Source organism: Pseudarthrobacter sp. KH_020_B, assembly GCF_057840185.1.
This window is the reverse complement of the sequence record NZ_CM174506.1, coordinates 3,107,433-3,133,926: the sequence shown is the minus strand read 5'-3', so window position 1 is coordinate 3,133,926 and position 26,494 is coordinate 3,107,433. Positions and strand designations below refer to the sequence as shown.

Sequence of the window (26,494 nt, the reverse complement as noted above, 5' to 3'; positions counted from 1 at the left end):
CCGGCGTCGCAACTGGAGGTGCAGTGGCAATCTTTACGGACCCCATCCGGGAACACGCTGATTTCGGGCCGGGCGATGCCGAATGGCTGCACCTCCTGGTGGGCGACTGGCAGATGGTCGCTGACCTGGCTTTCGCTGACCTGGCGTTGTGGTTCCCGCACCCAGATCACGGCTATGTGGCGCTGGCGCACGTCAGGCCGTCCACCACGCATACCGTGTTCCACGGCGACTTTGTGGGCGAGCCCATCCGGCAGGACCTGCAGCCGCTGGTGGACAAGGCCTGGAGCAGCCGGGCCATCGAGCGGTCCAGCGAGACCAACTGGAGCACGGACATGGCGTTGCGGGTGGAGGCTGTGCCGATGGTCCGCAACGGCCGGACGCTGGCTGTGGTGACCACCCACATGGACCTGTCCAGTTCCAGGATGCCGTCCCGACTGGAGCTGACGTACCGGCAGTGCGCCTACGATCTCCTCCGGATGGGAACGCTGGGGCTGTGGCCTGACTTTGCCTCGCCCACCGGTTCGCGCCGCGGCGCGCCGCGCGTTGGGGACGGCCTGATCAGGCTCGATGCCGAAGGAATTGTGCAGTACGCAAGCCCCAACGGGGTATCGGCCTTCCGGCGGCTCGGCGACGGCGAGTCGCTGGAAGGCCGTTCCCTGGCCGAGGTGACCGCCGGCCTCCTGAAGGACCGGCGGCTGGTGGACGAGACGCTGCCGCTGGTGGTGACCGGGCGGATGCCGTGGCGCAGTGAGATTGAATCCCGTGGTGTGAGCCTGTCACTGCGGGCCATCCCGCTGCGGGATGAGCAGCAGCGCTTTGGTGCGCTGGTGCTGTGCCGGGATGTCTCGGAACTGCGGCGCCGGGAGATGGAACTCGTCACCAAGGATGCAACCATCCGGGAAATCCACCACCGCGTGAAAAACAACCTGCAGACCGTCGCAGCCCTGCTGCGTATGCAGTCCCGCCGGATGGTCAGCGACGAAGCCAAGCAGGGCCTGGAGCAGGCGATGCGGCGTGTTGCCACCATCGCGCTGGTCCACGAGACTCTTTCACAGGGATTGGCGCAGAGCGTTGACTTCGACGAGCTGATCGGCCGCCAGTTCAGGCTGTCCGCGGAGGTCGCTTCGCCGTCGCAGCAGGTCAAGACCGAGCGGTCCGGACTGTTTGGCGAACTGCCCAGCGACTTCGCCACCCCGCTGGCACTCGTCATCAACGAACTGGTGACCAACGCCGTCGAACATGGCCTCGAAGGACGGACGGGCACCGTCTGGCTCATCGCGGACCGTTCCGAAGCGGAAGACGGCGAGGAACTGCTGACCGTCACCATTGCCGACGACGGTGTGGGACTGCCGGACACGCCGCACGTCGAGGGGCTGGGGCTCCAGATTGTCCGCACGCTGGTCACCAGCGAGCTGGGCGGCTCCATCGCGTGGCACCCGCGCGACGGCGGCGGAACGGCTGTCCAGATCCGCCTCAGCCTGGCGGCCAGGTAGCCCGGTGACCTGGCCGGTGACTTAACCGATGATGGCCGCAACCCTGAAGGGTTGCGGCCATCATCATGTGAGGCTGTCGGTGCGTGGACCTACGAAGCGCGGCGGGCGCGTGCCGCGCGGCGCTTCAGGGCGCGGCGTTCGTCTTCGCTCATGCCGCCCCAGACTCCGGCGTCCTGGCCGGACTCCAGCGCCCACTGGAGGCACGTGTCAATGACGGGGCAGCGGCGGCAAACGCTTTTGGCTTCCTCAATCTGGAGGAGGGCAGGCCCTGTGTTTCCTACGGGGAAAAACAGTTCCGGGTCCTTGTCGAGGCACGCCGCGCGGTTACGCCAATCCATGCTGATCAGTTGCTCCAATTCTGGGATAAGCCGTTTGTGAAATAATTCACTAGTAGCTACAAAGGAAAAGGGCCCTGAGGGGCCCCCTTGGTCATCTCAGTCAAGCCTGTCATGTTAACGCTGTGTAAACAAGGGGTAATACAGCTTGAAATCCCCGGATAGCTGAGCGATACATCACACGGGCATTGCAGACCCCCGCCACTGTCCGACTATCTCCGGTAGTGTGCCAGTGTGTCAAGACCCCCCATGAACCCTGCAGAACCGTCGCCTTCCACGCGCCCGCGCGGCATTGTGGCGATAGCGCTCGTTGTTGCGGCCGAGGCCACCGCGCTGTTGGCTGCCGCCGCCTGGTATGGCTACGAACTCCTGACCGGTGCGCCGGTCCTGTCTTTTTGGGGAGCCGTTTTCACCCTGGGCCTATTGCTTGCTTTCTCGGCCTGGCTCTATTCGGTGGGGCACTTCCTCTTCCGCGGGCGCCGGTGGACGCGGGCAGCGGCGCTGGTGGCCCAGTTGTTTGTCCTTACTATCGGCGTCCCGACCCTTACCGGCGGCGTCATCTGGGCGGGGATTGCCATGGTGGTCCCTGCACTTGCGGTCATAGTGCTCCTGTTCGACAAACGCGTCATCAGCTATGCATCCCGGACAGGCGGCCCGCCTCCGGCGTTCTAGGCCTTACCGGCTTTCTAGGCGGCCAATCCGTCCAGCGACTGGTCCGGCGGTATCCAGCCCAGCTGGACGGCCGTGGCGCGGCCGTTTTGGATGAGAATGCCCCGTCCCGGTGGCGGGTTCGGTTCCGCCTCGAAACGGACTCCTAAGAGGTCGCCGTCCATGAAGGTCCGGGGCGCGATCAGGATGCCGCCGCCCAGGTTCCGCGCCTGGAGCGCCAGCGGAACACTTTGGGCGAGGATCGGACTGTACCCCGCGGTCATCACCACCGTGATTCCAAGCGTGTTGAGGTCGGCAAGGTCGCGGTTGACGTCCTGCGGCAACAGGTCCGCATCGTCAACCAAGGCCACTGAATTCCGTTCCAGACCGCCAGCGGTCGCTTGGCGCAGGATCCTGGACCAGTAGGCCCTTGGATCGCTGGCCTGCTCCGGCCGGAGCCATGGTCCAGCTTCAGGATTGACCGTCGGCAGGAGCCGGAGAAATGACGACTTGCCCGACGACGGTCCGCCCAGCACAGCCAGCACTCCGCCCGCCGGCACCCTGACAGATACCGGTTCAAGTTCGTCGCCTCCCACCCCGATGCGGAGGACACGATGCCCGTGCGTGCCCTTGGCTTTCAGCCCTGCCGGGATCTGAGCGGCCGTCCGGTCATGGATCCAGACTGCAGGTACCACGGCTGGCAGGGGTTCAACGCGGAATGGCCGACGCTGGAGGGAAGGCTCTGGCGCGTGGGCTGCCCCTGGATCCCGTGCCTCACCGCCGGAAGCTGTGTAGAACTGGCAAACGGCCGTTCGCCCACTCGACAGCGCGCCCACAGCCACGCCCCTTCCCACCACGGGCGCTGTCGGTGGAAGTTTCGGCCAGGCAATCCGGCTGTCGTCGCTGGATCCGGTCGGGAAGTACACGCGGTTGGGAACGGCTGCGAAGAACCTGGAAGTAACCAGTTCCCGCTGTCCGGAGATGATCACCGTGATACCGGCCCGGCTTCCGTCACGGACAAGGTCATGGAGAACGTCCTCGGCCCACGCCAACGGCCCTGCACGTAAGGCCGAGAGCCAGGATCCCCAGCCCGCGATCACCAGCACGAGCGGTGTGTCGTCGTCAGCGGCGGGACGTCCCAGCCGGAGTGACTGCTCCCGTGCAAGACGTTCCAGGATGCGGACGGCGCGCCGAAGCTCGTGCAGTCCTGCCCTGGCGCCCACCCGGCAGTGGGAAGCCAATCCCACGAACGAACTGTCCGGATCCAGCACATACAAGTGCGATTCCAGGGTGTGGGACGCCAACCGGAGGACGGACAGCCGGATTGCCTCGGCCACTCCTGATTCCGGTCCGCCAACAAGGGCCAGGTGTCCGTGGCCGGCAGGCTCCCAGACCAATGGTGCAGTTCGCTGTTCCGCGGGCAGGTCCATCAGGCCGAGCGCTACGGACCAGCTGGTGGTCCCGCCGTCGTCGGACTCGAGGTCCGGCGAGCCTGCCGGTTCGGGGAGCAGCCAGGGGAGTGGCGCGGCAATCGGCTTCCGGATGGCCGGACGGTTCATGGCCTCCCACAACCCGGACATGGAAGCTATCAACGGGGCGGTTGCCTCGGCAGGCGTCGGTTCATGGACGGCGGATGTGGCACCCTCCGGTACGGCAGGGGCATCAATGTACTCGGAGGCCAATCGTACCGAGACTCCGGCCGGTTCGGACCGGATGGCCCCGGCTGTCAGCGATCCGGCCTGGAACTCCAGAGGAGCCTCCGTTCCGCGGGCCAGATAGGCCCGGCCCGGCGTATCCACGCTGATCCCGGCCGCGGCTTTCGAATTTATGATGTCCACCGATTCCATCTCCGACTGGACGCGCAGCGCGATGCTGGTGGTTACGTTGGCGCGGATGTCGGCCGTCAGCGCGCCCTGGGGCCGTTGCGTGGCCATGATCAGGTGGATGCCCAGGGAGCGGCCGATGGCCGCGATCCTCATGAGTTCCCTGAGTGATTCGGGTGCCTCCTCCACCAGCATCCGGAATTCATCGATGACAATCACGAGGTGGGGGAGCGGCGACGCGCGGCCTGCCGACGTTGCCCGGAGTGATATCAGGTCCGGTGCCTGAACTGCCGCAAGGCGCTCTTCCCGGAATCTGATCTCGGCGCGGAGGGACTGCAGCGCGCGTTCGAGCTCATGGCTGCTCAGGTCGGTGAGCATTCCCACGCAGTGCGGGAGTCCGGTCAGGGGTCCTAGCCCCGAGCCGCCCTTGAAGTCCACAAAGAGGAAGTTGATGCGGTCCGGCGCGTAGCTCAGGGCGAGGGCAACGGTCAGGCTGCGCAGGAGTTCGGATTTGCCCGAGCCGGTGGTCCCGGCGACCAGCAGATGGGGCCCGTCGTTTTGAAGATCGAGGGTACGGACACCCTCAAGACTGCGCCCGATGGGAACGGCAAGCACTGGACTGCTGCTGTTTGTTGACCATCGCCTGGATGTGTCGGACGTGGAGTGGGGGAGCAGCTCTGCGAGCCGGCAGGACATGGGGATGGTCCGTCCTGCGCAGTCGGGCTGGGTGGCCTCCCGCGCCACGCTACGGCAAAACCTGTTGAAGACGTCAACAGGGGCCAGATCAGGGGCGAACCGGATGCTGTCGTCACCGGCATGGAACACGGAAGAACGTTCGCCGAGTTCCACGTCGGCAGTCGCCAGCACGGTCCCACCTTCCGGGACATGAATGACCTGCCACCCGTGTGCCAAGGCCGTGGCGGTGACCCTGGCCGAGGACTCGGTGCCGTCCATGAGAAGGAGCAGGCCGTGTCCGTGTGCAGGCCCGAAGCCTCGCTTGAGCAGGGTCCCGAGGGTACTGGAGTTACTGGAAAGCGTGACACCGTCCAGATATCTTGCGGAGAGGGGGAGCTGCGCCGCCCTGCCGTGGATGACCACCCGGGTATTTCGGCCCAGGGGATAGCCGGCGAGCTGCATCAGGAGTGAGCGCACCAGCCCGTCGACGGCGGCGCGTGGCCCGCGGACGGTGGTGAGGGGCCTGGCCGGGCTGAGCGTGAGTGGCACCATGCCGGCGGAAGGAATTGCGCGGCCAGGATCGGTGGGCTCGAACCGGATGTTGGCCGGCTGAATGGCCTGGCCCAGCCGCAGCCAGATGCCTTCGTTGGTGAAAGGCGCGGCTCGGTCCTTACCTGCAGCACCCCCGATGGTCAGTTCCGAGAGCGGCGGCGCGGCCCGCCGTCGTCGTTCCTGGTCATGGGTGACAGCGCTCCTGACCGCGGCAGCGAGCTCGCGGCGTTGCCTGCGTCCGCCGATCACCGGCACCAGGATGGAGATCGCGGAGACGGCGGTGAAGGCCAGGAAGATCCATATTCCGGTCATGACGGCAAGGCCCACGCCGATGACCACCGGCAGCACAGCCGTCAGCAGCAGGGCCGCGCGGTTCATGGGATCGTCGCGGCGGCTGACAACCAGCGGCTCGTGGACATCCATCCCCGCGTCGGCCAGGCCGTCACCGGAGCGCTCAAGGAACACCAACGACATGGTGGAGCTGCCGCAACGAATGGTGGAGCCGGTCGAAATCACGGCATTCCGCTCGCGCTCGCCGTCCACGTCGGTGCCGTTGGCGCTGTCCAGATCAACAATCGTGATAGCTGTCTCGGTGACCACCAGGCGCGCGTGGGCCCGCGAAAGGTCGGCGTCGGGGATGGTGATCTCGGCGTTGCTGCGGCCGATGGTGTACGTACCGCGCCGCAGGGGCACAACCGTCCCCGCGCCCGCACCGCTGTGGACCGCCAATGCCAGTGACGCCGGAGCCTCGGAGGCGCGTGGCCGGGACCTGCGCACCGTCAGGTCCGCTCCATCGACGAGTGTGGCCCCGTTGACCAGCGGAGGCCGTCCGAGTGTGAGCGACCGGATATCCCGGCCGCTGACAGACACAATCCCGGTCCCGAAGCTTGCCGTCAGCGCGGCCTGCAGTTCCGCACCGGCAGCCCCGTGCGGCCCCTCGATGGTCAGCTCCAGGGGTGGCTCCTGGATAGCTGCGCCCGGGCTCCGAACGAGCGTGCAGTGCAGCGGCATGATGTGAAGTCCTAACGGTCAGCTTGTCTCCAAGCTAGCCATCACGCGGGACGGTGTCGTGGGGCGAGGTGCCGTATGTGGATAAGGACTGAGCTGCCGGATTAGTCGGTCACGAGGGGGTCTCGGGTAGGCTGGTGCAGCAGACAATCCGCAACATTGCGCTGCCCGCATTCGAACCAGGAGATTTTGTGACCGCTGACCTCGTCATCGTAGGGTCTGGCTTTTTCGGCCTGACAATCGCAGAACAGGCCGCCACTGAGCTCGGCTTGAAGGTGGTCGTCCTCGACCGCCGCCACCACATCGGTGGGAACGCGTACAGCGAAAAGGAAGAGCAGACCGGGATCGAGGTGCACCGTTACGGCGCCCACCTGTTCCACACTTCGAACGAACGCGTGTGGGAGTACGTGAACCGGTTTACGAGTTTCACGAAGTACGTCCACAAGGTCTACGGCGTTCACAAGGGCGAGGTCTACTCACTGCCCATCAACCTGGCCACCATCAACCAGTTCTTCCGCGCAAACCTGACGCCGGGCCAGGCGCAGGCTCTGATCCAGGAACAGGCCGGCGAGCTCGCTGGGACGGATCCGCAGAACCTGAACGACAAGGGCATCCAGCTCATCGGACGGCCGCTCTATGAGGCGTTTATCAAGCACTACACCGGCAAACAGTGGCAGACCGATCCCAAGGACCTGCCCGCCGGCATCATCTCCCGCCTCCCGGTACGCTACAACTACGACAACCGGTACTTCAACGACAAGTATGAGGGCCTGCCGACTAACGGCTACACGGCCTGGATCGAAAAGATGGCGGAACACCCGAACATCGAAGTTCGGCTCAACACCGACTTCTTCGACGAGTCGCACGAATACAGCAAGGACAAGGTCGTCGGCAACATCCCCGTGATCTACACGGGTCCGGTGGACCGTTACTTCGACTTCGCAGAGGGCGACCTCTCGTGGCGCACGATCGATTTCGAAAAGGAAGTGCTCGACGTCGGCGATTTCCAGGGAACGTCGGTGGTCAACTACAACGACGCCGAGGTGGCCTACACGCGGATCATTGAGCCCCGTCACTTCCACCCCGAGCGCGAGTACCAGACGGAAAAGACCGTCATCATGCGCGAATTCTCCCGTGCCGCGGAAAAGGGCGACGAGCCCTACTACCCGATCAATACGCCCACAGACCGGGAACGCCTGCTGAAGTATCGCGACCTTGCCGCAGCCGAGAAGGACGTTCTCTTTGGCGGACGGCTTGGCACGTACAAATACCTCGATATGCACATGGCCATAGGCTCAGCCTTGACCATGTTCGACAACCAGATTCGGCCTCACTTCGAAGGCGGAGCGAAGCTTGAAAGCGGAGGCGTAGACGCATGAGCGCTGAGCTGCTGGCTGCTCCCGACAAGGGCGGCGGCCTCCTCGACGTGTTTCGGCGCCGTGAATTGCTCCGGCTTATCGTGCGGAAGGAACTCAAGGTCCGCTACCGGGGCTCGGTGCTGGGCCTGCTGTGGAGCTACGTAAAACCGGGCGTTCAATTCATCGTTTTCTATTTCGCACTGGGTGTCTTCCTTGGCCTGAACAAGCAGCCCAACTTCGTCATTTACATGTTCTCCGGCATCATCTTGGTGAATTTCTTTTCGGAAGCCTTCAGCAACGCCACAAGGTCCATTGTTGCTAATGGGGCCCTTGTCAAGAAGATATTCCTGCCGCGTGAGCTATTTCCGGTGGCGTCCGTCTGGGTGGCCATGGTGCACTTCCTGCCACAGTTCCTAATCCTTCTCACGGCCTGCTTTTTCTTTGGATGGACCCCTAGCATCGTGCAGATCCTTGGTGCCGTTGGGGCGTTCGTCATTGTCGCCATGCTGTCCCTTGGACTCGGCCTGCTGTTTGCTGCCGCCAACGTGATGTTCCGAGACTCAGAAAATATCGTTGACCTGATGCTCATGATGGCCACTTGGCTTTCGCCTGTCCTTTACGCTTGGTACCTGGTCCGGGACGCTCTGGGAGAGACGTTCTACTTTTTCTACCAACTCAACCCGATGACTATTGCCGTCGAACTGTTCCACTTTGCGTTCTGGGCACCCACGGGGGCCGTGCGGAGTGCCGCCGACGGCGCCAGAATGCCGGATAACCTCATTTCGTTGTGGCTGCCGGTCGGGTTGTTGATTTCGTTGGTGCTCCTCGCAATTGGCCAGACCGTATTCCGTCGCCTTGAGGGCAGATTTGCGCAGGAGTTGTGATGGCTGCAGAAGCAATCATTGTTGAAAAGGTATCGAAACGCTTTAACCTTCGGCACACTCGGTCCCTAAAGGAGACCGTTGTTTGGCTGTTCAAGGGACGCCGCGGGGATCTCTCCTCGACGTTCATGGCGCTGGAAGGTGTGGACGTTACTGTTGGGGTCGGGGAGTCGGTTGCGCTGCTCGGTTTCAACGGGTCGGGCAAATCGACGCTGCTCAAACTCATTTCCGGCGTCATGAGTACGGACAGCGGGAGCATCAGGACCCGCGGCAAGGTCGCTGGCCTCATTGAGGTGGGAGCCGGTTTCCACCCCGACCTGACAGGCCGCGAGAACGTGTTCCTCAACGGCGTGCTTCTTGGAATGACCGAGAAGGAAACAGAAGCGCGTTTTGACGAAATCGTTGAGTTTTCCGAAATCGGAAAGTTCATCGACACTGAGGTTAAGTTCTACTCATCCGGCATGTTCCTGCGCCTGGCTTTTTCTGTCGCTGTCCACACCAACCCGGATGTCTTCCTGATCGACGAAATCCTCTCCGTGGGAGACGAGCCTTTCCAGAAGAAGTGCTTGGCACGCATCCAGGAACTGAGAGAGTCCGGTTGTACCCTCGTTGTCGTCAGTCATGACCTCGATATGGTGAGCAAGGTATGTAACAGAGGCGTCGTGCTGCGGCAGGGCAAGAAGGTTGCAGACGGGCCAATCGGGGAAGCCGTCCGCCTTCTCCGGGAAAGCTGATACGAGGCTGACATGAACACGATTGCAGTAGGGAGTGCAGATGAGTAGGGCCCGTAAGCTCTTCGAAGTTTTGGACGACGGCGGTTCTGGCCTGGCAGGCGGAGAGGCCCGACTCTCCGATCGGGAAATTGGCCTGCTTGTTGGCGGGTTGAACTATCACTCACTGATCCAGCCCGGCCGGGAATTCAAGGTCATAGTCCTCCGAGCACCGGACGGCGAGTTTCCCCGGCTGACCGGCTACGCCTGCCACCGGCACGAGTGGGAACCGAACCGTACCGTCGTTTGCACGGTTGGCGTCAAAAGCACGGTTCCGACGACGGCGTCTGCCGATTCGCCGGTCGTTCCCCTCGTCATCGATTTGGGCGGGGAACGCGCCGAAGGGGGAGCAACCTTCTACGACCGCCCGGGCCGAAAAGCCAAAGTGCTTCGTCTTGCCCGGTTTGGCGCGCCGATCGCCTTCGACGCCCTGCGCCAGGGACTGACTGACTACCACGAAATACGCCTCACACCGAACCGCCGGCCGCAGCGGATGGCTCCGATCGAATCCACCGCGCCGCTGCGCAGCCCGTCCGAAGACGGCGAGCCGGCAATCATCTTCGGGCTGCATTGGCTGGAAATGGGAGGGGCGGAACGATGGGCCATTGAAACCATCGCGCTGGCCCGCGAGGCCGGCTTCCTGCCCATCGTGTTGACTGACCGTGAGTCGGCCCAGCCCTGGATTGTGCGCCCCGAACTGGACGGCGCGCTGGTCCTGCCGGTGAACCTTCCCATTTCAGACGAGGAAGAATCCGAACTGCTGTTGGCACTGCTGACGAAGTTCTCGGTTCGCGGTATCCACGTCCACCACAACGGGTGGCTGTACCACCGCCTCCCGTGGTTCAAGGCCATGGATCCGGGGATCCGGACGGTCGACTCGCTGCACGTCATCGAGTGGCGGACCGGCGGCTTCGTCGAACTGGCCGTCAAGCTGTCCAACGCCATTGACATGCACCACGTCATTTCGCCGCAGCTGAGGGACTACATGGTCCTGCAGCGGGACGTCCCGAAGGAACGGGTTTCCCTCGCTCCGCTGTACGGACTCAGTGAGGTGTCGGCTGCCCCGAAGGCCGAGAAGGACCCGGAGCGGCCCTTTACGGTGTCCTTCGTCGGGCGGCTCAGCCAGCAGAAACGCCCTTATCTCTTCCTCCGTTATGCCGCCCAGCTCCGGCGCTCCACCGAACAGGACGTGCGCTTCATCCTGCACGGATCAGGGGCCCTGGCTGAAGAGACCTCGCGGCTTGTTGCGAAGTACGGGCTTTCGGACTGTCTTGAGCTGCGTCAGCCGCCGCGTTCCGTGGACGACACCCTGGCCGACTCAGACCTCCTGGTGATTTCCTCGGACAATGAGGGGCTCACACTCACGACCTTTGAAGCGACAGCCCAGGACGTGGCAGTACTGTCGACCGACGTCGGCTCGCAGGCTTCCCTTGTGTCGGACAAGGTCCTGGTGCCGAGGCAACCTCTCGCGTTTATCAGGGAGGCTGTCCAGCGCACCAAGGCGATCATGGCCTCGGAGGAATTGCGTGAACAGATCGTGGAAGAACAAAGGCAGAAAATCGCCGCTCTGAAGGAACTCCCGGAAGCGCGGGAATGGACCACAGGACTTTACGAAGGATGGAAAGCATGACCGACCAGGTCGCAGCCGTAGTCGTCACCTACAACCGTGTTGACAAGCTCGGAAGGGTTCTCGACTCGATCCTCGCCCAGACCCGGCCCGTTGACCGGCTGATCGTCATCGACAACGCCAGTACGGACTCCACACCACAGTTGCTCGCTGTCTACAATGACGATCCGCGGGTGGAGATCGTCCGCCTGGATTCGAACACGGGCGGTGCCGGCGGTTTCGCTGCCGGTATGGAGCGTGCTTACGAGCGCGGTGCCGACTGGGTATGGATCATGGACGATGACTGCTACACCGAGGAAAGCGCCTTGGAGAAGCTTCTCGCCGGGCACTCGGAAGCTGAGAAGGGGCTAGGACGCAACGTACCGTACAGTTGCTCGCTGGTCCGCTACACCGACGGTTCCATTTGCGAAATGAACAACGCCGGCGCCACCTGGGACTGGGGACGTCTGATCGCCCAGGGCCAGCGGGCGGTCCTCATCACCAACTGTTCCTTCGTCTCAGTCCTGATTCCCCGCCGGTCCATCGCCAAGTACGGACTGCCCTTGGTCGAGTACTTCATCTGGTTCGACGACATGGAATACACCCTCCGGATCAGTGCAGAAGGACCCGGTGTCCAGATTCTCGACAGCCTTGTCACCCACGACATGCCGACGAACCGCGGCGTTAACTTCGGTGATCTGAATCCCACCAATGCATGGAAGTTCCTCTACGGAGCGCGGAACGAGTCGTCATACCGCTGGCACCACGATGACAAGCTCGCTTGGCTGCAGTTTTTGGTCACAACGTATGCATGGATGGTTAAAGGCGGCGTGGGACGCCGTCTGCAGCTTCGGGTTGCCAAGCAAATCCTTGCTGGCATCAAGTTCGACCCGAAGCCGAAAATGGCGCGGACAGTTCGCTGAACAATTTAGATCGCATAACAAGTAAAGGGGCTCCCGTGGGCCCCTTTACTTGTTTTGCGCCGACTTAGCGGCTTAGCGGACTGGATACAAAGTCAGCGCTTCGGTTCTCTTGCTGCCCGCCAACAGGGTCGCCGTAGCTTCGAAATCGGGCGAGCCGGTGGGTTCCGGAAGTTCGGCGCCGCTGCTTGCGGCGGCGTAGGCCCAGCCGGAACCAAGATCCATTAATGAGCGATGCTTGATGTCGTAGTAGTGGTCAAGGATACCGATGGCCACGCCCTTCGCACCCGCGGCCGCCGCGACCATATGTGGATGGAACCTGGATGTGTACCACTGTTGTCCACGGCGAACGGGCAATCCATCGCTCCAGACCTGTGTAAATGGAACGAAGTTTTCCTCCGGGATGAGGCCATCAAGCGCGTCGTACATTCGACGGTCCGACCCCGGAATCGCCTCAACATAGCCGACTGAGAGTCCGTTCTCGAGCGAGTCGTTGATGACAACCCGCAGTTTCTCCCGCAGGTTCATGAACGTCACTTCATCAGTCATATCGCTTTGGATGCACAACATTACATCCTTTGCACGTGACTGAACTCGGACCTCCCTACTCCGGCGGAGCTCAGCAAGGAGCCCTAGGAAGACATCGTCAAGGCCAGCCTCGACTCCGAGGAAATCCGCGCTTAAGTTGTCGCGCACGCTGACTGCGGAGAAGTCCGCGAACGTCTTGGCCAAAAGTTCCGCGTTTTCAGGCAGTGGCATTAATCCGAGTCCCGAACCCAAGAGCTTGCAGCCGTGAATCTTGTGCGCGGCCGCCATTCCCGCAACAAGCCCAACATGGTCAGGCCAGACGCCGTTGATATAGCCGCCGCCCAGAAGGTGTATGGTATCGGCCCGCCCCAAGGCCATAAGCCCGACGTCGTACATGGGAGTGCCGCCGTTTGCGACGATGTTGCTGACGTAGTCCCACACCCCTTGGGCAGACTGATCAGGGGCACTGGCGCAGGCGCGCCACAGTGTGTTTGTGGTGAGTAAATCGGGATGAAACTCGGAGAACAGCGCGCTTGCGGTACCTGGCTGAGGACAGTCCAACCAGACCCTTGCACCTGGCCGCACACGGGCAAGGAATTGTAGCCAGGACGCGACAATCAGCTCGTCGCCATAGTTCGGATTTCCACCCGAAGCAACGAGATAGATGTTTTCAGTCATCGGTAAAGGTTAACACTTCAGTTGCCAGCTGGCATATTCAAGAAGCTCCGCAGGAAGCTGTCCTGGCGACCCAAGTATTGGCGATTATTGCCCAAAGGGCGGGTAGCCGACCCCTTCACCGGTGTTGGTGGCCACGGCAGAGCCCCTCAGCCACAGTCCACGCCGGCCCTCATCCGGCACCCCCTTACAACACCACGAGGCGCCAACGGAAATGCCCTTGAATCACCAGCTCAGTCGCCAACTCGACGTCTAGGACTCGAGGTTTGCTCTGTCCCTCCATCGCTGCCCATATCGAGCACCGTACTGCAGAACGGGAAATGCCAGCGAATTTCGCCGTTACCTCCAGAGTTTCATCGCCCGTCAGATCTGTCGCCAATTTCCATGCCCATCTCGCGTGACACCAGCACCATACAAGGACGGACTGGGCGCCACAGGGAGGCAGTTCGCGCCGTCTTGGTCTGGCGGAAAAGTGTTCCGCCCACATGGGGAGAAAGCGCTGGGCGACTTGGATGGAGCTTAACGATGACATAGAATGTCGGGGGCCGGGCAGTGCGCTGGCCGCACTGAACCCGGAGGAGTATTCGTTAGGCGTGACACTTAGTCAAGCAGTTCAGCATGGCAGTGGGGCTGTCTCGCGTTTAGATGCTTCTCCTTCCACCAGCCCCGTCAAGAAAGTCGCGGGATTTAGGCCGGATATTCAAGCGCTCCGTGCTTTAGCTGTGGGCCTCGTCGTGCTTGGTCACTTCTGGCCAGGAACCCTCCCGGGTGGTTACGTCGGGGTTGATGTTTTCTTCGTAATTTCCGGGTTCCTCATCACCACGCATTTGTTGAAGGAAATTCTGGGCACTGGCCGACTGAATTTGACCGCTTTCTATACCAAACGGATTAGGCGTCTCCTTCCGGCAGCCTTTCTCGTCCTGCTTGTCTCCCTAGTGGCCGCTTGGTACGTATTGCCCTTCTCTCGCTGGGCGGACACCGCCACGCAGGCGATTGCAAGTGCTCTCTATGTGGAGAACTGGGTGCTCGCTGCAAACGCGGTGGACTATTCGGCGTCAACGGCTACTGCCACTGTGGCCCAGCACTTCTGGTCGCTGTCAGTGGAAGAACAGTTCTACCTCGGTTGGCCCCTCCTCCTTGTCGCGCTGGTAGTGCTTGCTGTGCGGATCGGGCGCCACCCCAAGGTTGTTCTGGCGGTCGGAATTTGCGCGTTGTCGGCGGTATCGCTCGTATTGTCTGCGCATCTAGCAGAGGTGGGACGCCATGAGGCCTACTTTTACACCCCCGTGCGGCTTTGGGAATTTGGCGTTGGGGCTGGCCTGGCACTAGCTGCCCGCCGAGTTCAACTTACCGGACTGGCGGCAAATGCTGCATCCCTCATGGGATTTGCAGGCATTCTCGGAAGTGCAGTTCTTTTCACCGGGGAAACTGCTTTTCCCGGCATAGCCGCTCTCCTCCCCGTTGCCGGAACAGCTTTGGTCATCGCTGGCGGTATGTCCGGAACGCGCCAGTGGCATAGCCCGTTCACTTCGTTGGGGCCGGTGCAGTTTTTCGGAAACATATCGTATTCTCTCTACCTGTGGCATTGGCCGTTGATCGTAATCGGTCCCTTTGTCTTCAACGACGAGTTGAACACGCCGAGCAAACTGATACTCCTTGGTGTATCGGTGGCCTTAGCTTGGGCAACCAAAATACATGTCGAGGACAAAGGTATTCAATATCGCCCTCAGTCGAGGCAGGCGCTGAAGTCTATCGTTGCCATGATGGTCGGCATGGCTTTAGTGGGTGGGGCTGGAGCAGGGCTTTGGCTGGGCCAGCAATTTAAGGTCGCCGAGGCTGAGCAGATCATGCGGGACCAAGAGGAATCGCCCTGTTACGGTCCAAAGGCTATGGAACAAGCAGACACCTGCGTCGACAGATTTGCTGCGGCTCTTGCCCCGACCATGAGCGAGGCAAACAATTACTACACGACACCGAGCGAGTGTGGAAAAGACACAGAAGTCCTCTTGGCTGGTGACAAGAGGACCACAAAGTTTTGTGACTTTACGGGCGGGGCGGAAAATCCAACGACAGTGTGGCTGGTGGGGGATTCGCACGCCCAACAATGGCAGGCTCCTATTCTCGATTTGGCCAAGCGGAGCGGATGGCTACTTAAAATCAGTTTCCTGGGGGGCTGTCCCCCTGCCGCTGTCTCTTATGTGGGCTACGGCGCAGTTGGGGACGAGCAGAGTATTAACGAATGCCGGGCCTGGGGCCGCTCCTTGGAGGAGGTCGTCGCCAAAGACGCTCCTGCATATGTATTTACGTCTTCTTTTGCCCGCAAAGAGCTGGTCGACGATGGAACAGGGCGGTCGCAAAGCGAACAGTACGCAGACGGATTCGGTAAGTATTGGCAGACCTGGATGGCGGGCGGAAGTGAGGTGGTCGTCTTGGCGGATCCGCCTTATAACGTAGACGTGAGGGCACCTGATTGTGTACTCCTAAACGCCGAGAGTCCTCAAACCTGCGCGGTAGAGCGCACGTTAGCGGCTCCGGAGGATCCAATGGTTCTTGCGGCGGAGAGAAATGCGAATTCGCTCTTAACACTTGTGGATCTAACCGATTACTTTTGCGACGCGCAAAAATGCTACAGCGTGGTCGGCGGCGTCGTCGTCTACTACGACGCGAATCATCTTAACGTTGAATTCAGCCGCCTTTTGGGACCGATGATCGAGGCAATGCTGTGATCGGTCTCAAATTGTTAGACGACCAAACTTGTTCGGCTGTCTGATGCTCGGTTCCGAGTCGTCTATAGTAACAGTTCGATCTCGAAGGAAAGACGCTTTATGACCGAGGCCCCAAGACTTTCAGTAGCAGTAGTAATTCCAACTAACCGGATCCACCGCTGGCTGTCGTCAGCAGTTGAATCCGTGCTTGCTCAGACTGATGTCGATGTTGAACTTGTCCTGCTGCTCGACGGAGTGGAGCTGCTGCCCACTCCAGCTTGGGCCCACGATCCGCGGGTCAAGCTGATACATAACAGTACGCCTCGAGGGGTGGGATTTGCTCTTTGTCAGGCCATGCTGTCTGTCAAAAGTGAGTTTGTCGCCCGGCTAGATTCGGACGATATTGCTCTTCCTGGCCGCTTGAAGTCCCAGGTTGACTACTTGGAGCATCATAAAGACGCAGTGGCAGTAACAGGCGCAGCGGAATGGATAGACGAGAGTGGCCGCGTGATCGGTCGTTTCGCTCATGATTCAGGGGAAGACGTCCGAGTGAAGCTCCTTGGACAGAACGTTTTGGTTCAGTCGGCGATAATGTTTCGAAAGTCCGTTTACCAGAAGGCAGGAGGGTACTCGGACATGCGTCAGATGGAGGACTACTCGCTATGGCTGCGAATGGCGTGCTACGGGCGGATAGCGATAGCAGATACGCTGGTTAGCCAATACAGAATCCACCCACAGCAGGTCAGCCGAGGCGTACGCCCTTGGAGCAACTACGTGCGTGTAGTGCTTGGCGAGCGCTACGTGTTGGCTGGACATTTAGGTGTTACGGACAGCCGGCAACGATGGAAGAACGTTACATGGAGCATTGGTCTCATCCTTATGTACGTGCTTCCCGGGCCTGCAAGCCGGGCGCTACGATCAGCACTCTCGCGTTAACAAGAAAGACGCCATGGGCCAGAGACGCCGACTACAAAATCCGCCCGCGAAGGACCGGCCCGACGGAACCATTAATTCGCGGGGGGCATCCGGGATCGGCGTTGCATCAATCGTCGCTGGGCTGTCCGGGTTAGTCATCCTTTTCATTGCCGCCCGTGCGTTATCCATAGAAGAGAATTCTCAATTTCTGGTTTTTTGGGGCGCGCTCTTCGGGGTCTACGGAATACTGGGTGGCGTTCAAGCGGAGTCCACGCGAGCTGTCCGGGCTGCAGACTTGAACCAAGAGTCGTTATCGTCCCCCGGGGCTGGAGTGTTGCGGAGCGGCATTACAGTTGGATTCATCACCGCGACCGTGATAATCGTACTGGGATTGCTATTCGGACAGTTTGTTTTTACTGAGGATTCGTTGGTCATGGTCCTGACGCTGGCCGGTGCGGCAGTTGTGTATTCTGGCCACGCGGCTTTGGCAGGATCCATCCAGGGCAGGCGGCACTGGCGAAGCTACGCCGGACTCATCACAGGTGAGGCGCTTGTCAGACTTTGTGCTATCGCTGTTGCCGCTGTAATTGGGGCGTCCCTTTTGGGGCTGGAGTTGGCCAGTCTGGCGGCCGTTCTGGTTTGGTTGGGATGGCTGTTGGTGTCAAAATCTGCTCGTTCAGCGGCTAAGGCTCGAGCGGACGTTCCCAGGACCGTATTGCTCAGGCAAACTGGGCATGCTCTGATTTCGGCAGGGTCTTCTGCTGCCCTCATTGTTTCTTATCCATTGCTTGTCCGTATCACGGCGACAAGTGACCAATACGAGACGGCTGCTCCGCTTTTGCTGGCAATATCTCTGACGCGCGCCCCGATAATGCTGCCAATGCAAGCCTTCCAAGGCGTTGCTATCGCGCACTTGGTCAGATCCGGAAGTGGAGGCGCCGCGGCACTAAGGAGACCTGTATTCATGATTATGGCGCTGGCGCTCGTCGGCGCCATAGCTGCGTGGCCAATCGGTCCCTCAATAATGACAATTTTTGGATCTGGATATCGCGTTGATGGGCTCATTTTGTCATGCCTGACACTTTCGGCCGGCCTCATCTCGATCTTGACGCTACTAGGCACAGCTGTGCTCGCTGTGGGGAAGCATAGGTCGTACTCTTTAGGTTGGCTTTCATCGACCGTCGTTGCGGTGGCCCTTTTGTTGCTTCCAGTTGGACTAGAGGTGAAATGCGTGCTTAGCCTGTCGCTAGGACCGCTCACCGGTATTAGCGTATTTCTATTGACGCTAAAACGACCTACACACAATCTCGTGTTACCAGCCCGCTGACCGCCACGGCGCTTTGACCTGCGCGATCGCTCGGACGTTGAAGCGTTCCGACCCGGAGCCCAGGACTCCTGACATGGGATCGATAGCTGCACAGCCGACCTTGGAATCTTAGGGTTTTCGACGTCCGGCAACTGTCTCATTTCGCCCTTTTCGTTATATAATTAACACGAGAATTTATGCGGCTGCGGGAGGGTGGGATCATGAGTGTAATGACTGCCCAGCCACCCCTTCCCGTAACTGTTGAGCAGGGCGCCGTTTCGATTGGCGCGGCGGCGTCGCTGATCGAGGATGACGATGGCGGACGCGTGTTCCTCCATGGCCAACTCATCTACGCCTGGGTCGAGGGGGACACGGCCACGCGGCGGTTCGCGGCTGCGAAACTGGCGGACATGAAGGCCGCCTCGGTGGCGGACGTTGCTGCCGCGTTCGGCATCGATCCCGGCACTTTGTGGCTGTGGCGCAGGGATCTGAACGCCTCCGGAGTGGCCGGACTCGTGCCGGAGAAGCGCGGCCCGCGCGGGGCGAGCAAACTGACCCCGGACGTCGTGGCGGAGATCAGGTCCCGCCGCGCCGGCGGGGACTCGTTCCGCGCTATTGCCGCCGCGGTTGGCGTATCCGTCTTCAGTATCCACAGGGCGCTGACCATGGATACCGTCGAGAGCGTCGATAGGCCTGCGGATGCCATCCCGGACCGGTCAGCGGTCCCGAAGGAAGCACCCGGAGCCGCCGCTGCCCGGTCCCTGGCTGAGACCCTGCCGGTGCTGCCGGCGCCGGTGGACCGGTCCGGGGAGCGGGCCTGGGCCCGGACCGGGTTGCTGGAGTGCGCGGCCCCGGTGTTCGCACCCGCGGCCCGGGTGCCGTTGGCCGGGCTGTTCCTGGCCTTACCCGCCCTGGAGAACACCGGGCTGCTGGAGTGCGCAAAGGCGACCTTCGGGGCGCTACCGAACGGGTTCTACGGGTTGGAGAGCATCCTCACAGGCGCCGTGTTCCAGGCGTTGGCGGGGGAACCACGCGCCGAGGGGATCAGCCGGATCGACCCGGCAGCACTGGGCAGGGTCCTGGGCCTGGACCGGGCCCCGGAAGTGAAAACCCTCCGCCGCAAAACCGCCGCCCTCGCCACCCAGGGAAAGGCCGGGGAACTGCTCACCGCGATGGCCGCCAGACACCTCCACGCCGGCGGTGACAAGGGCGGGGATCTGGCCGCGGTGCTCTACGTCGACGGGCATGTCCGCGCTTACCAAGGAACGAGGAAGATCGGGAAGGTCCACTCCACGAGGTTCAAATTCCCGGTCCCGGCGACCGAGGAAACCTGGGTCGCCGACGCCACCGGATCCCCGGTGCTGGTGGTCATGGCCGAGCCCGGGGCCGCACTGACCGGGGAACTGCGCCGGCTCCTGCCAGCCCTGCGCCGGATCATTGGTGATGACCGCCGGGTGTTGGTCGGTTTTGACCGCGACTGCTGGTCCCCGGCCCTCTTCCAACACATGAGCTCAGCTGGTTTTGATGTGCTGACCTGGCGCAAAGGCACCACCGAGGACATCGGAGCCTCCCTGTTCACCGAGGTCACCCACACCGACGCTCACGGGCAAACCCGGGCTTGGGAAGCGGCCGACACCCAGGTCGGGGTCCCCGTCGGGACCACCGGGGAAGTGTTTGGGATGCGCCAGCTCAGCCGGCAGGTGAACACCACCGGCGGCGGGTCACGGCAGATCCATATCCTCACCACGAACACCGACATGCCCGCCGGGGAAATCATCTACCGGATGGGCGCCAGGTGGCGGCAGGAAAACTACTTCCGCTACGCCAGGATCCGGTTCGCCCTCGATTCCCACGACGCCTACACCAGTAGCGATGATGATCCGGAACGGTCGGTACCGAACCCGGCCAAACGCAAGGCCTACCAGCAAGTCCTGGCCGCCAGGACCCGGTATGAAAAGACCCTGGCAGACACCGACGCGGCGATGCTCGCGGCCCGGACCCCGCCGCCGGGAACCTCCACGCTACTGTTCACCAACACCATGCACAACACGATCACCGCGGACCTCCTGGCCGCCGAAACCGCTTTCGAGGCAGTGCAGGCAGCGCACCGGGAGATCCCGGCCCGGGTCCCCCTCGGCGAGATCGCCCCGGGACAGCAGGTCCTGGAGACCGAAACGAAACTCCTCAGCCACGCGATCCGGATGGCCGCGTTCAACACCGCGTCAACCCTGGCGAGGGAGGTCCGCACCAACACCGGCTACGCCCGCGGCGAAGACGAAGCCCACGCCCTGATCCGGCAGGCCCTCACCTGCAGCGGAGACATCGACCCCCGCGAGGACGGCTACCTCACCATCCGCCTCGATCCCCTCCCGACCCGCCGGGCCACCACAGCGATCAGTGAACTCTGCACCCACCTCAGCGCCACCGAAACCCGATACCCCGGCACCGACCGAATCCTACGATTCGGAATCAAAAACCAGGAAACGTCACCCACAAATTAAATGGCTATGTCAGGAGTCCTGGGCACGCCCTCACGCACAGCGGCGACATCGACCCCCGCGAGGACGGCTACCTCACCACCCGCCTCGATCCGCTCCCGACCCGACGGGCAACCACCGCGATCAGTGAACTCTGCACCCACCTCACCGCCACCCAAACCCGATACCCCGGCACCGACCGAATCCTACGATTCGAAATCAAAAACAAGGAAACGTCACCCACAAATTAAATGGCTATGTCAGGAGTCCTGAGTCCTGGGGCATGGGAAGCGGCCGAAACGGCCGTCGAGGTCCCCGTCGGGACTGGGTTCGGTAGACGCGTCGGGCGAGGTAGCGTTTGATGCAGCGGTGCGGCGGATTTCCTTGGTGGTGCGTCCGTCGGCCTCTCGTTTCTCCACGTATTTGCGGGTTTCCTCATCATGCGTCATCCGAGTGCCCGCGACCATGTGGAGTGCTCTATTGAGGCTCCTGTCCCCACCGCGGTTGAGCCGGTGACGGACGGTGTTACCTGATGAAGCCGGGATTGGGTTCACCCCGGCCAGGGACGCGTACGCCGCTTCCGATTGGACCCGACCGTGATGGGACCAAACGGTCAGGCAGGCGGCGGCGGTGACAGCCTAGTCTGCCAACCAATCAGACCAGAAGGAATCAACGATACGCTACACTCGGCAAACCACCGGATCAAGGCTTATGAAACTGTTAGCAAGCCACACGCAGGAGGCGGGCGTGACCCTGGCTGTCGATGACTTCACTGGGGCCTGATGGATTGACGTCAACGACACCTGGGTACTCTTTCGATACAGCAGAATTCGCAAGAAAAGTTGAACCAAAATCTAGAATATAACCGACCCGTCGTTCTTGGGCGATTGCGCATATCGCAGATCCGGATGCCGCGCTGCCAATTCCCTCCTCAAGCACCCGCCGATGAGGGTCTTCTCCGGAGAACATATGATAGCTCGTAACCTTCCGCCCTGACAGTGCGTAGGCTAGAGAACTACCGTTCCAAGGGTTAACGGCTATCACTGCATCCGCGGGGACTGTCGAAGGAAGGCGGCGAATAACAGCCAATTCGTCTGAGTCAACTATCGGAGCCTGAGCATCCATGACGTACGCCTTGGCCGCCTCCAGAGTTATGGGACCCATGGTTCCGTATTGGGTCGCCGCGACCACGAACGTAAGAAATACGGTCCCGGGGAGCGCAATAAGGCGAATGGAACCGCCCTTACTGCCCTCGAATCCGAGGCGATGGAGGAGCTCAATGGACGGTATTTTTGTCCTGTCCCAAATGAAAAGGCTTCCGATTGTAGCCAATACAATGGCAAATATGGGTAGCAGCGCAGCCAGTCGATAGCTGTCTTGGTACCAGCCGCCAGTTAAGAGCATTCTCCATTGGCCCTTAGGCGACGAAGCGGTCGTGACGTACAGGACGACCGGAATAAGCCAACATAGGAATATCCAAACGCGCTCTCTAGTCCTTACCACTCTGTAGATGCCGATTATCGCCAAGAATGAAACGGCCCACGTTACGGATCGCCCGATTGGGGCGTTAGTAACGGCTTCGCCGATTGCGCCAGCCTGCGTGGTGAAAGGCGCCCAACCGTCATAGTTCTCTAACGGCCGCAGCAACTTCCATATCAGGACAAAAGCCATGATCCCGAGAATCGCCAAGGTAACCACAACAGCCATCCGAGGTGAACCGTCCGAATTCGTACGGGTCCTATGAAACTCTCTCCCCGCAGCCCAGAGGCCTAGCGGAAGAGAGAAGGCGACCAGGGATAGGAGCCCATTGGTTTGCGATAGCGCCAACCCCGGGACGGCAACGAGCATAAGAAACCACAAGGTGGGAAGGTCATATTCCGCTTTGTAGGAAAGGCGACACAACCCAATAACGATGGCCACTGCTGAGGGGACCAAAGCGTACGAGAGAATGTTGGGGTAAAGGGGACCGAAGTCCATTATGGAGATTGGGAAGGCTGCGAATCCTGCACTAAGGCTGCCCGCAATGGCCAAGGCCAGAGGACGGGAACCGACGATCTGGTACACGAGAAAGATTGTCCCGACGGGCCAAATCACGGAGCCGACGAAAACGTTGAATACATTCTCCGCCACAACTACGTCCGATCCGGAAAGCTGTGCGATCAGGGCGGCAACAGAATGCCAGGCAGAGGGATAAATGGCGCCGCCCCCCTCGGCACCAGTCATGGAGCCAAGTGTTAGGGATGAAGCGTTTCCGGAGTCCATTATGAATCGAATGGCGTTAAGGTGAAAGACGTTGTCAAACCGCTGTGCGAAATTCTCTGGATTTCCTATGACTTGCAGAAGGCGCCGACCAGTGAGGGTCGCACCAACGGCCAGTCCCAAAACTGCCCCAGCCCAAACGGGCCAAGCGCCCCACCCATGCGCGGGAACGGGGCTACGAAAGGCGAAACGACGGAGCAACCAAGCAACTGAGGCTGCTGCGGCGGTGGTGAGGAGCACGGGAACCACACTCCATGTCATTCCAGCTAGTCCAGACGCAACACCTGCCACACCGACGATGGATACGCTCATAAGTGGTGCAGTCCCCGCCAGGGCCACACCACGTGCTCCGATGAAGTACGCCAGCACGCCTCCGGGGGCGAAGACAATGACAAAAGTCAGTACAAATGCGGGTATGGTGTCCCACCAACTCATAAAATATGCATCCTGTTCTTCACTATCGCTGCTGAGGTCCCTTAGTCCCGTCCATTAGAACATCGTCGCGGGCTGGTCATGTAGCCCAAATAGCGATGAATCAAACAGGACTTTGGCATGGCGGCTTGCCATAGGACGAGACGTGCCTTCGAAGTGCCGTCTTTGCATGCGTCAGCGTTCGTCCAACATCTCGAAAACCTGGCGGCCACTGGATGGCTGGATCCCCGCGGCTGGCACTCTGAGGCTGCGGCGTGCGAAGACGTTTACCTCCGATGGCAGCGTGACTGCCGCCCTTAGGCTTTGCTGGGAACGGCCGAGGCCTGCCGCGACCGTCTTGACAATCGTAACCGAGCCTACCGACGCCTTCTGCACTCATTGCGACTGGGGGTGTGGAATACTGAGATCTTGTGAGTCGCACTTGGTTTGTCATCCCTATGTACAACGAGGCTACCGTCGTAGGCGAGGTAGTAGCGGAACTTCGGAAGGAGTTCCCGAACGTCGTCTGTATCGACGATGGTAGCTCAGATGGATCCCAGCACGTAGCAAGGACGGCAGGGGCTGTAGTCATTCAGCACCCGATCAATCTGGGCCAAGGCGCCGCGTTGCAGACAGGTTTCGAATACGCGCTACAGGATCCAGAGCTCGACTGCATAGTCACATTTGATGCCGATGGTCAGCACCGAATCGAAGACGCAAGGGCCATGGTAAATCGGATCCGGACCGGTGAGGCAGACATCGTCCTCGGATCCCGTTTCCTCGACAAACGGACAAAGCTATCGCCAGCTAAGCGACTAGTTCTAAAGACCGCTGCTATTCAATCGCGACTAGCTACTGGCTTGGACCTCACCGATGCACACAATGGTTTAAGGGCGATCAGCCCGACGGTGGCACGACAGATTCACTTAACTCAGAACCGTATGGCCCACGCGTCCGAACTCGTGCATCAGTTGGCGAAATTGCGGCCGCGGTACGTTGAGCATCCTGTGGAGATCATTTACACTGATTACTCCAAGGCCAAAGGGCAATCCCTCCTGAATGCCGTCAACATCGTCTTCGAACTGTTCTTCAAGTAAGTAGTAAGGTCTCTTGACATGTTGATAGTCGTCCAAATCGCCCTAGTCCTCGCCGTAATAATAGTTTCGGTTGCCCTAATGCGCGGTGGATCAAATGCTCGTCACCTCGCTATCCGTCGAATTCTTCTGATTATTTTCGCTGCGGTTGCCATTCTTTCGGTATTCTTTCCCGCTTTGCTATCCAGTGTGGCAAACTTCCTAGGAGTGGGCCGGGGGACTGACCTGGTGCTCTACGGCACAATAGTTTCGGTGCTGGTGTTCATGTCTACGACTTACCAGCGCTTTCGCCATATGGAGATTTCAATGACCAAACTGGCTCGTCGCATCGCGATAGATGAGGTACCACGGCCCGACGCCGCACCCTAATCCGAAAATGAGGTGACCTGACTGCGGCGGGCTCCCACTGACGGGCCCGCCGTGGTCTGGCGGGTTGGCGGCGGTATGAAGCTGGGGTGTCAGGCTGCGGGTGTGAGGGTGACGGTGTAGCCGAGGGCTTCGAGTTGGCGGACGTGGTTGTGCTTTCTGGCGTCCGGGTTCAGGGCTCCTGACGGTGAGGTATTTCGTGTGGGGTCAGGGGTGGTTTTTGATTTCGTAGCGCAGGGTGAGGCCGGTGCCGGGGTAGCGGGTTTGGGTGATGGTGAGGTGCTGGCAGAGCTCGCCGATTGCGGCGGTGGCCCGCGCCGTGGGGAGTGGGTCCAGGCGATCGTGAGGCAGCCGGGGGTGGTGGGGTCGATGTCGCCGCTGCCCGTCAGGGCCTGCCGTGCCAGTGTGTGGGCTTCCTGGGTGGCGCGGGCGTAGCCGGTGTTGGTGGCACACCAACATCGAGTTCGTTGACTTCCTGGGCCGGGGTCGCCGATGCCCACCCCGGCGTGCACCTGCACATTATTTGCGACAACTACGGCACCCATAAGCATCAGAGTGAGTATCCGCTTTGCTCAGGTCGTTCGTTCGGATTCTGTGACCTGTTCGATGATCTGGCGGTCAGTGGTCGGAGACTGTTCCGTGCCGAGTCCGAGCACCCGCTGGAACGCCGCCATCGGCGTGTTGCGCCGGTTATAACGGAAGATGAACTCATCCATGTAGACCTGCAAATGTTCGTTGCTCACAGATCTGTGAGTTCCGCGCAGCCAGGACTTAAAGTTGCTGATCGCCCGGTGTACGCGGGGCAGGACGGGATCGGGATCTCCGGTCCGTTTCGCGGCCCGCTGGGAGCGCGACGATGGATGTAGCCCTTCCTGGTCAAACGGGCGTACCCCATCCAGCCGTCGGTGTGAACGACGGCCCCCGGCTCCACGTTGTCGGTGATAAACGCGGTCAGTGTTTCGCCGGAGGCATCGGGGATGACCCTCATCCGGACCCGTCCCGAGCCTTGGCCGCGCACTTCCACGGCGACTGAGTATTTGCCTTGGCCGCGGTCTGCCTGCCCCCACGCCGCCCGACCTCACGGCCGCCGACCTCGCATTCGTCGACTTCGACCTCGCCGGTCAGCATCTCGCGCCCGGGATTGACCATGGCACGGCGCAGCTTGTGGAGCATCATCCAGGCCGTCTGATACCGGCTCAGCCCCAGTTGCCGTTGCAGCTGCACGGCAGAGATCCCCGGCGTGCCGGTCGTCATCACGTAAGCGGCCCAGAACCACAGATGCAGCGCCGTATGCGTCTTGTGCAGCACCGTGCCGGCCGTCAGCGACACCTGGTAATGGCATCCGGATCACTCCCATAACCTCCGCGTGGCTATCGGCCAAGCACCGCGCCCTTTGCACCGGGGGCACACGAAGCCATCCGGCCAGCGGCACTCGAACAGGTAGCCCAGACATGCCTGTTCATCTCCGAACCGTACCTGGAACTCCAAAATCGTCCGCGGAAAGTCCGGCCTCGACATTCGTCAAATTTACCTGAGTAAAGCGGATACTCACTAGCATCAGAACGTGAAGGACTGGCTGGCGGCCAACCCGCGGGTGACCATGCACTTCACTCCGACCAGCTGTTCCTGGCTGAACACGGTGGAGATCTTCTTCGGGATCATCACCCGCCAAGGTTACGTCCCGTGGAA

General features: G+C 61.0%; 17 protein-coding genes and 3 pseudogenes. 13 read left to right on the top strand and 7 right to left on the bottom strand.

The window, feature by feature from the left end; all coding sequences use genetic code 11:
- Positions 1-23 precede the first annotated feature (23 nt).
- The gene (locus AC3IT0_RS14445; protein WP_489320432.1) at positions 24-1,493 is read left to right on the top strand and encodes a sensor histidine kinase; all 1,470 of its coding nucleotides are present in this window, start codon (positions 24-26) and stop codon (positions 1,491-1,493) included.
- 89 nt (positions 1,494-1,582) lie between these two features.
- Here AC3IT0_RS14445 and AC3IT0_RS14440 read toward each other — a convergent pair whose 3' ends face one another.
- Positions 1,583-1,831, bottom strand: a complete 249-nt coding sequence (locus AC3IT0_RS14440) for a WhiB family transcriptional regulator (protein ID WP_207614664.1) — start codon at positions 1,829-1,831, stop codon at positions 1,583-1,585.
- 246 nt (positions 1,832-2,077) lie between these two features.
- Between AC3IT0_RS14440 and AC3IT0_RS14435 the strand changes: the two genes are divergently transcribed.
- A complete protein-coding gene (locus tag AC3IT0_RS14435; RefSeq protein WP_489320431.1) occupies positions 2,078-2,500 on the top strand; it encodes a hypothetical protein in 423 nt (140 codons plus the stop codon).
- A gap of 14 nt (positions 2,501-2,514) precedes the next feature.
- Here the strand turns inward: AC3IT0_RS14435 and AC3IT0_RS14430 are convergent, their stop codons facing one another.
- A complete protein-coding gene (locus AC3IT0_RS14430; protein ID WP_489320430.1) occupies positions 2,515-6,537 on the bottom strand; it encodes an FtsK/SpoIIIE domain-containing protein in 4,023 nt (1,340 codons plus the stop codon).
- A gap of 188 nt (positions 6,538-6,725) precedes the next feature.
- Between AC3IT0_RS14430 and glf the strand changes: the two genes are divergently transcribed.
- The 5 genes from glf to AC3IT0_RS14405 are packed head-to-tail and all read left to right on the top strand — an operon-like array spanning position 6,726 to position 12,072.
- Complete coding sequence (gene glf / locus AC3IT0_RS14425; RefSeq protein WP_489323806.1) at positions 6,726-7,913, top strand: UDP-galactopyranose mutase; 1,188 nt, start codon at positions 6,726-6,728, stop codon at positions 7,911-7,913.
- Entirely contained in the window at positions 7,910-8,776 is an 867-nt protein-coding gene (locus AC3IT0_RS14420) for an ABC transporter permease (protein WP_489320429.1), read from the top strand. Before glf ends, AC3IT0_RS14420 begins: the two co-directional genes overlap by 4 nt.
- Positions 8,776-9,507: an ABC transporter ATP-binding protein gene (locus AC3IT0_RS14415; RefSeq protein WP_489320428.1), complete on the top strand. Its 732-nt coding sequence runs from the start codon at positions 8,776-8,778 to the stop codon at positions 9,505-9,507. The genes AC3IT0_RS14420 and AC3IT0_RS14415 overlap by 1 nt, the downstream gene beginning before the upstream one ends.
- A gap of 40 nt (positions 9,508-9,547) precedes the next feature.
- Positions 9,548-11,173: a glycosyltransferase gene (locus tag AC3IT0_RS14410; protein ID WP_489320427.1), complete on the top strand. Its 1,626-nt coding sequence runs from the start codon at positions 9,548-9,550 to the stop codon at positions 11,171-11,173.
- The gene (locus AC3IT0_RS14405; protein ID WP_489320426.1) at positions 11,170-12,072 is read left to right on the top strand and encodes a glycosyltransferase family 2 protein; all 903 of its coding nucleotides are present in this window, start codon (positions 11,170-11,172) and stop codon (positions 12,070-12,072) included. The genes AC3IT0_RS14410 and AC3IT0_RS14405 overlap by 4 nt, the downstream gene beginning before the upstream one ends.
- Before the next feature lie 72 nt (positions 12,073-12,144).
- Here the strand turns inward: AC3IT0_RS14405 and AC3IT0_RS14400 are convergent, their stop codons facing one another.
- Positions 12,145-13,275 (bottom strand): polysaccharide pyruvyl transferase family protein, encoded by a 1,131-nt coding sequence (locus AC3IT0_RS14400; RefSeq protein WP_489320425.1) that lies wholly within the window; start codon positions 13,273-13,275, stop codon positions 12,145-12,147.
- A 509-nt stretch (positions 13,276-13,784) separates the two neighbouring features.
- On the opposite strand from AC3IT0_RS14400, the gene AC3IT0_RS14395 reads away from it, so the two are divergent.
- From AC3IT0_RS14395 to AC3IT0_RS14385, 3 genes are all read left to right on the top strand, one after another.
- On the top strand, positions 13,785-15,998 hold the full coding sequence (locus AC3IT0_RS14395; RefSeq protein WP_489320424.1) for an acyltransferase family protein: 2,214 nt from the start codon (positions 13,785-13,787) through the stop codon (positions 15,996-15,998).
- 99 nt (positions 15,999-16,097) lie between these two features.
- The gene (locus tag AC3IT0_RS14390; RefSeq protein ID WP_489320423.1) at positions 16,098-16,913 is read left to right on the top strand and encodes a glycosyltransferase; all 816 of its coding nucleotides are present in this window, start codon (positions 16,098-16,100) and stop codon (positions 16,911-16,913) included.
- Between the two features lie 1,515 nt (positions 16,914-18,428).
- Positions 18,429-20,699 (top strand): putative transposase, encoded by a 2,271-nt coding sequence (locus AC3IT0_RS14385; RefSeq protein WP_489320422.1) that lies wholly within the window; start codon positions 18,429-18,431, stop codon positions 20,697-20,699.
- A 231-nt stretch (positions 20,700-20,930) separates the two neighbouring features.
- On the opposite strand, the pseudogene AC3IT0_RS14380 reads toward AC3IT0_RS14385, so the two are convergent.
- Together AC3IT0_RS14380 and AC3IT0_RS14375 are read right to left on the bottom strand one after the other, a co-directional pair.
- Positions 20,931-21,313 (bottom strand): annotated as a pseudogene (locus AC3IT0_RS14380) (transposase); the annotation flags it as partial.
- Between the two features lie 82 nt (positions 21,314-21,395).
- Positions 21,396-23,369: a DUF6541 family protein gene (locus AC3IT0_RS14375; protein WP_489320421.1), complete on the bottom strand. Its 1,974-nt coding sequence runs from the start codon at positions 23,367-23,369 to the stop codon at positions 21,396-21,398.
- 434 nt (positions 23,370-23,803) lie between these two features.
- Between AC3IT0_RS14375 and AC3IT0_RS14370 the strand changes: the two genes are divergently transcribed.
- Together AC3IT0_RS14370 and AC3IT0_RS14365 are read left to right on the top strand one after the other, a co-directional pair.
- A complete protein-coding gene (locus AC3IT0_RS14370) occupies positions 23,804-24,442 on the top strand; it encodes a glycosyltransferase family 2 protein (RefSeq protein WP_489320420.1) in 639 nt (212 codons plus the stop codon).
- An 18-nt stretch (positions 24,443-24,460) separates the two neighbouring features.
- Positions 24,461-24,808 carry a DUF2304 domain-containing protein gene (locus AC3IT0_RS14365; protein ID WP_489320419.1) on the top strand — a complete coding sequence of 116 codons (348 nt, stop codon included), beginning with the start codon at positions 24,461-24,463 and terminating at the stop codon, positions 24,806-24,808.
- Between the two features lie 89 nt (positions 24,809-24,897).
- Here AC3IT0_RS14365 and AC3IT0_RS14360 read toward each other — a convergent pair whose 3' ends face one another.
- Positions 24,898-25,356 (bottom strand): hypothetical protein, encoded by a 459-nt coding sequence (locus AC3IT0_RS14360; protein WP_489320418.1) that lies wholly within the window; start codon positions 25,354-25,356, stop codon positions 24,898-24,900.
- Between the two features lie 21 nt (positions 25,357-25,377).
- Positions 25,378-26,323: pseudogene (locus tag AC3IT0_RS14355) on the bottom strand (IS1595 family transposase).
- A gap of 37 nt (positions 26,324-26,360) precedes the next feature.
- Between AC3IT0_RS14355 and AC3IT0_RS14350 the strand changes: the two are divergent.
- A pseudogene (locus tag AC3IT0_RS14350) lies at positions 26,361-26,474 on the top strand (IS630 family transposase); the annotation flags it as partial.
- Positions 26,475-26,494: the final 20 nt, after the last annotated feature.

Excerpts from the sequence above, each read along its gene's own strand:
- AC3IT0_RS14440 (WP_207614664.1), bottom strand. The coding sequence starts at position 1,831 with ATGGATTGGCGTAACCGCGCGGCGTGCCTCGACAAGGACCCGGAACTG.
- AC3IT0_RS14435 (WP_489320431.1), top strand. The coding sequence starts at position 2,078 with ATGAACCCTGCAGAACCGTCGCCTTCCACGCGCCCGCGCGGCATTGTG.
- AC3IT0_RS14430 (WP_489320430.1), bottom strand. The coding sequence starts at position 6,537 with ATGCCGCTGCACTGCACGCTCGTTCGGAGCCCGGGCGCAGCTATCCAG.
- AC3IT0_RS14420 (WP_489320429.1), top strand. The coding sequence starts at position 7,910 with ATGAGCGCTGAGCTGCTGGCTGCTCCCGACAAGGGCGGCGGCCTCCTC.
- AC3IT0_RS14415 (WP_489320428.1), top strand. The coding sequence starts at position 8,776 with ATGGCTGCAGAAGCAATCATTGTTGAAAAGGTATCGAAACGCTTTAAC.
- AC3IT0_RS14410 (WP_489320427.1), top strand. The coding sequence starts at position 9,548 with ATGAGTAGGGCCCGTAAGCTCTTCGAAGTTTTGGACGACGGCGGTTCT.
- AC3IT0_RS14405 (WP_489320426.1), top strand. The coding sequence starts at position 11,170 with ATGACCGACCAGGTCGCAGCCGTAGTCGTCACCTACAACCGTGTTGAC.
- AC3IT0_RS14400 (WP_489320425.1), bottom strand. The coding sequence starts at position 13,275 with ATGACTGAAAACATCTATCTCGTTGCTTCGGGTGGAAATCCGAACTAT.
- AC3IT0_RS14395 (WP_489320424.1), top strand. The coding sequence starts at position 13,785 with ATGGAGCTTAACGATGACATAGAATGTCGGGGGCCGGGCAGTGCGCTG.
- AC3IT0_RS14390 (WP_489320423.1), top strand. The coding sequence starts at position 16,098 with ATGACCGAGGCCCCAAGACTTTCAGTAGCAGTAGTAATTCCAACTAAC.
- AC3IT0_RS14385 (WP_489320422.1), top strand. The coding sequence starts at position 18,429 with ATGACTGCCCAGCCACCCCTTCCCGTAACTGTTGAGCAGGGCGCCGTT.
- AC3IT0_RS14375 (WP_489320421.1), bottom strand. The coding sequence starts at position 23,369 with ATGAGTTGGTGGGACACCATACCCGCATTTGTACTGACTTTTGTCATT.
- AC3IT0_RS14370 (WP_489320420.1), top strand. The coding sequence starts at position 23,804 with ATGTACAACGAGGCTACCGTCGTAGGCGAGGTAGTAGCGGAACTTCGG.
- AC3IT0_RS14365 (WP_489320419.1), top strand. The coding sequence starts at position 24,461 with ATGTTGATAGTCGTCCAAATCGCCCTAGTCCTCGCCGTAATAATAGTT.
- AC3IT0_RS14360 (WP_489320418.1), bottom strand. The coding sequence starts at position 25,356 with ATGCTTATGGGTGCCGTAGTTGTCGCAAATAATGTGCAGGTGCACGCC.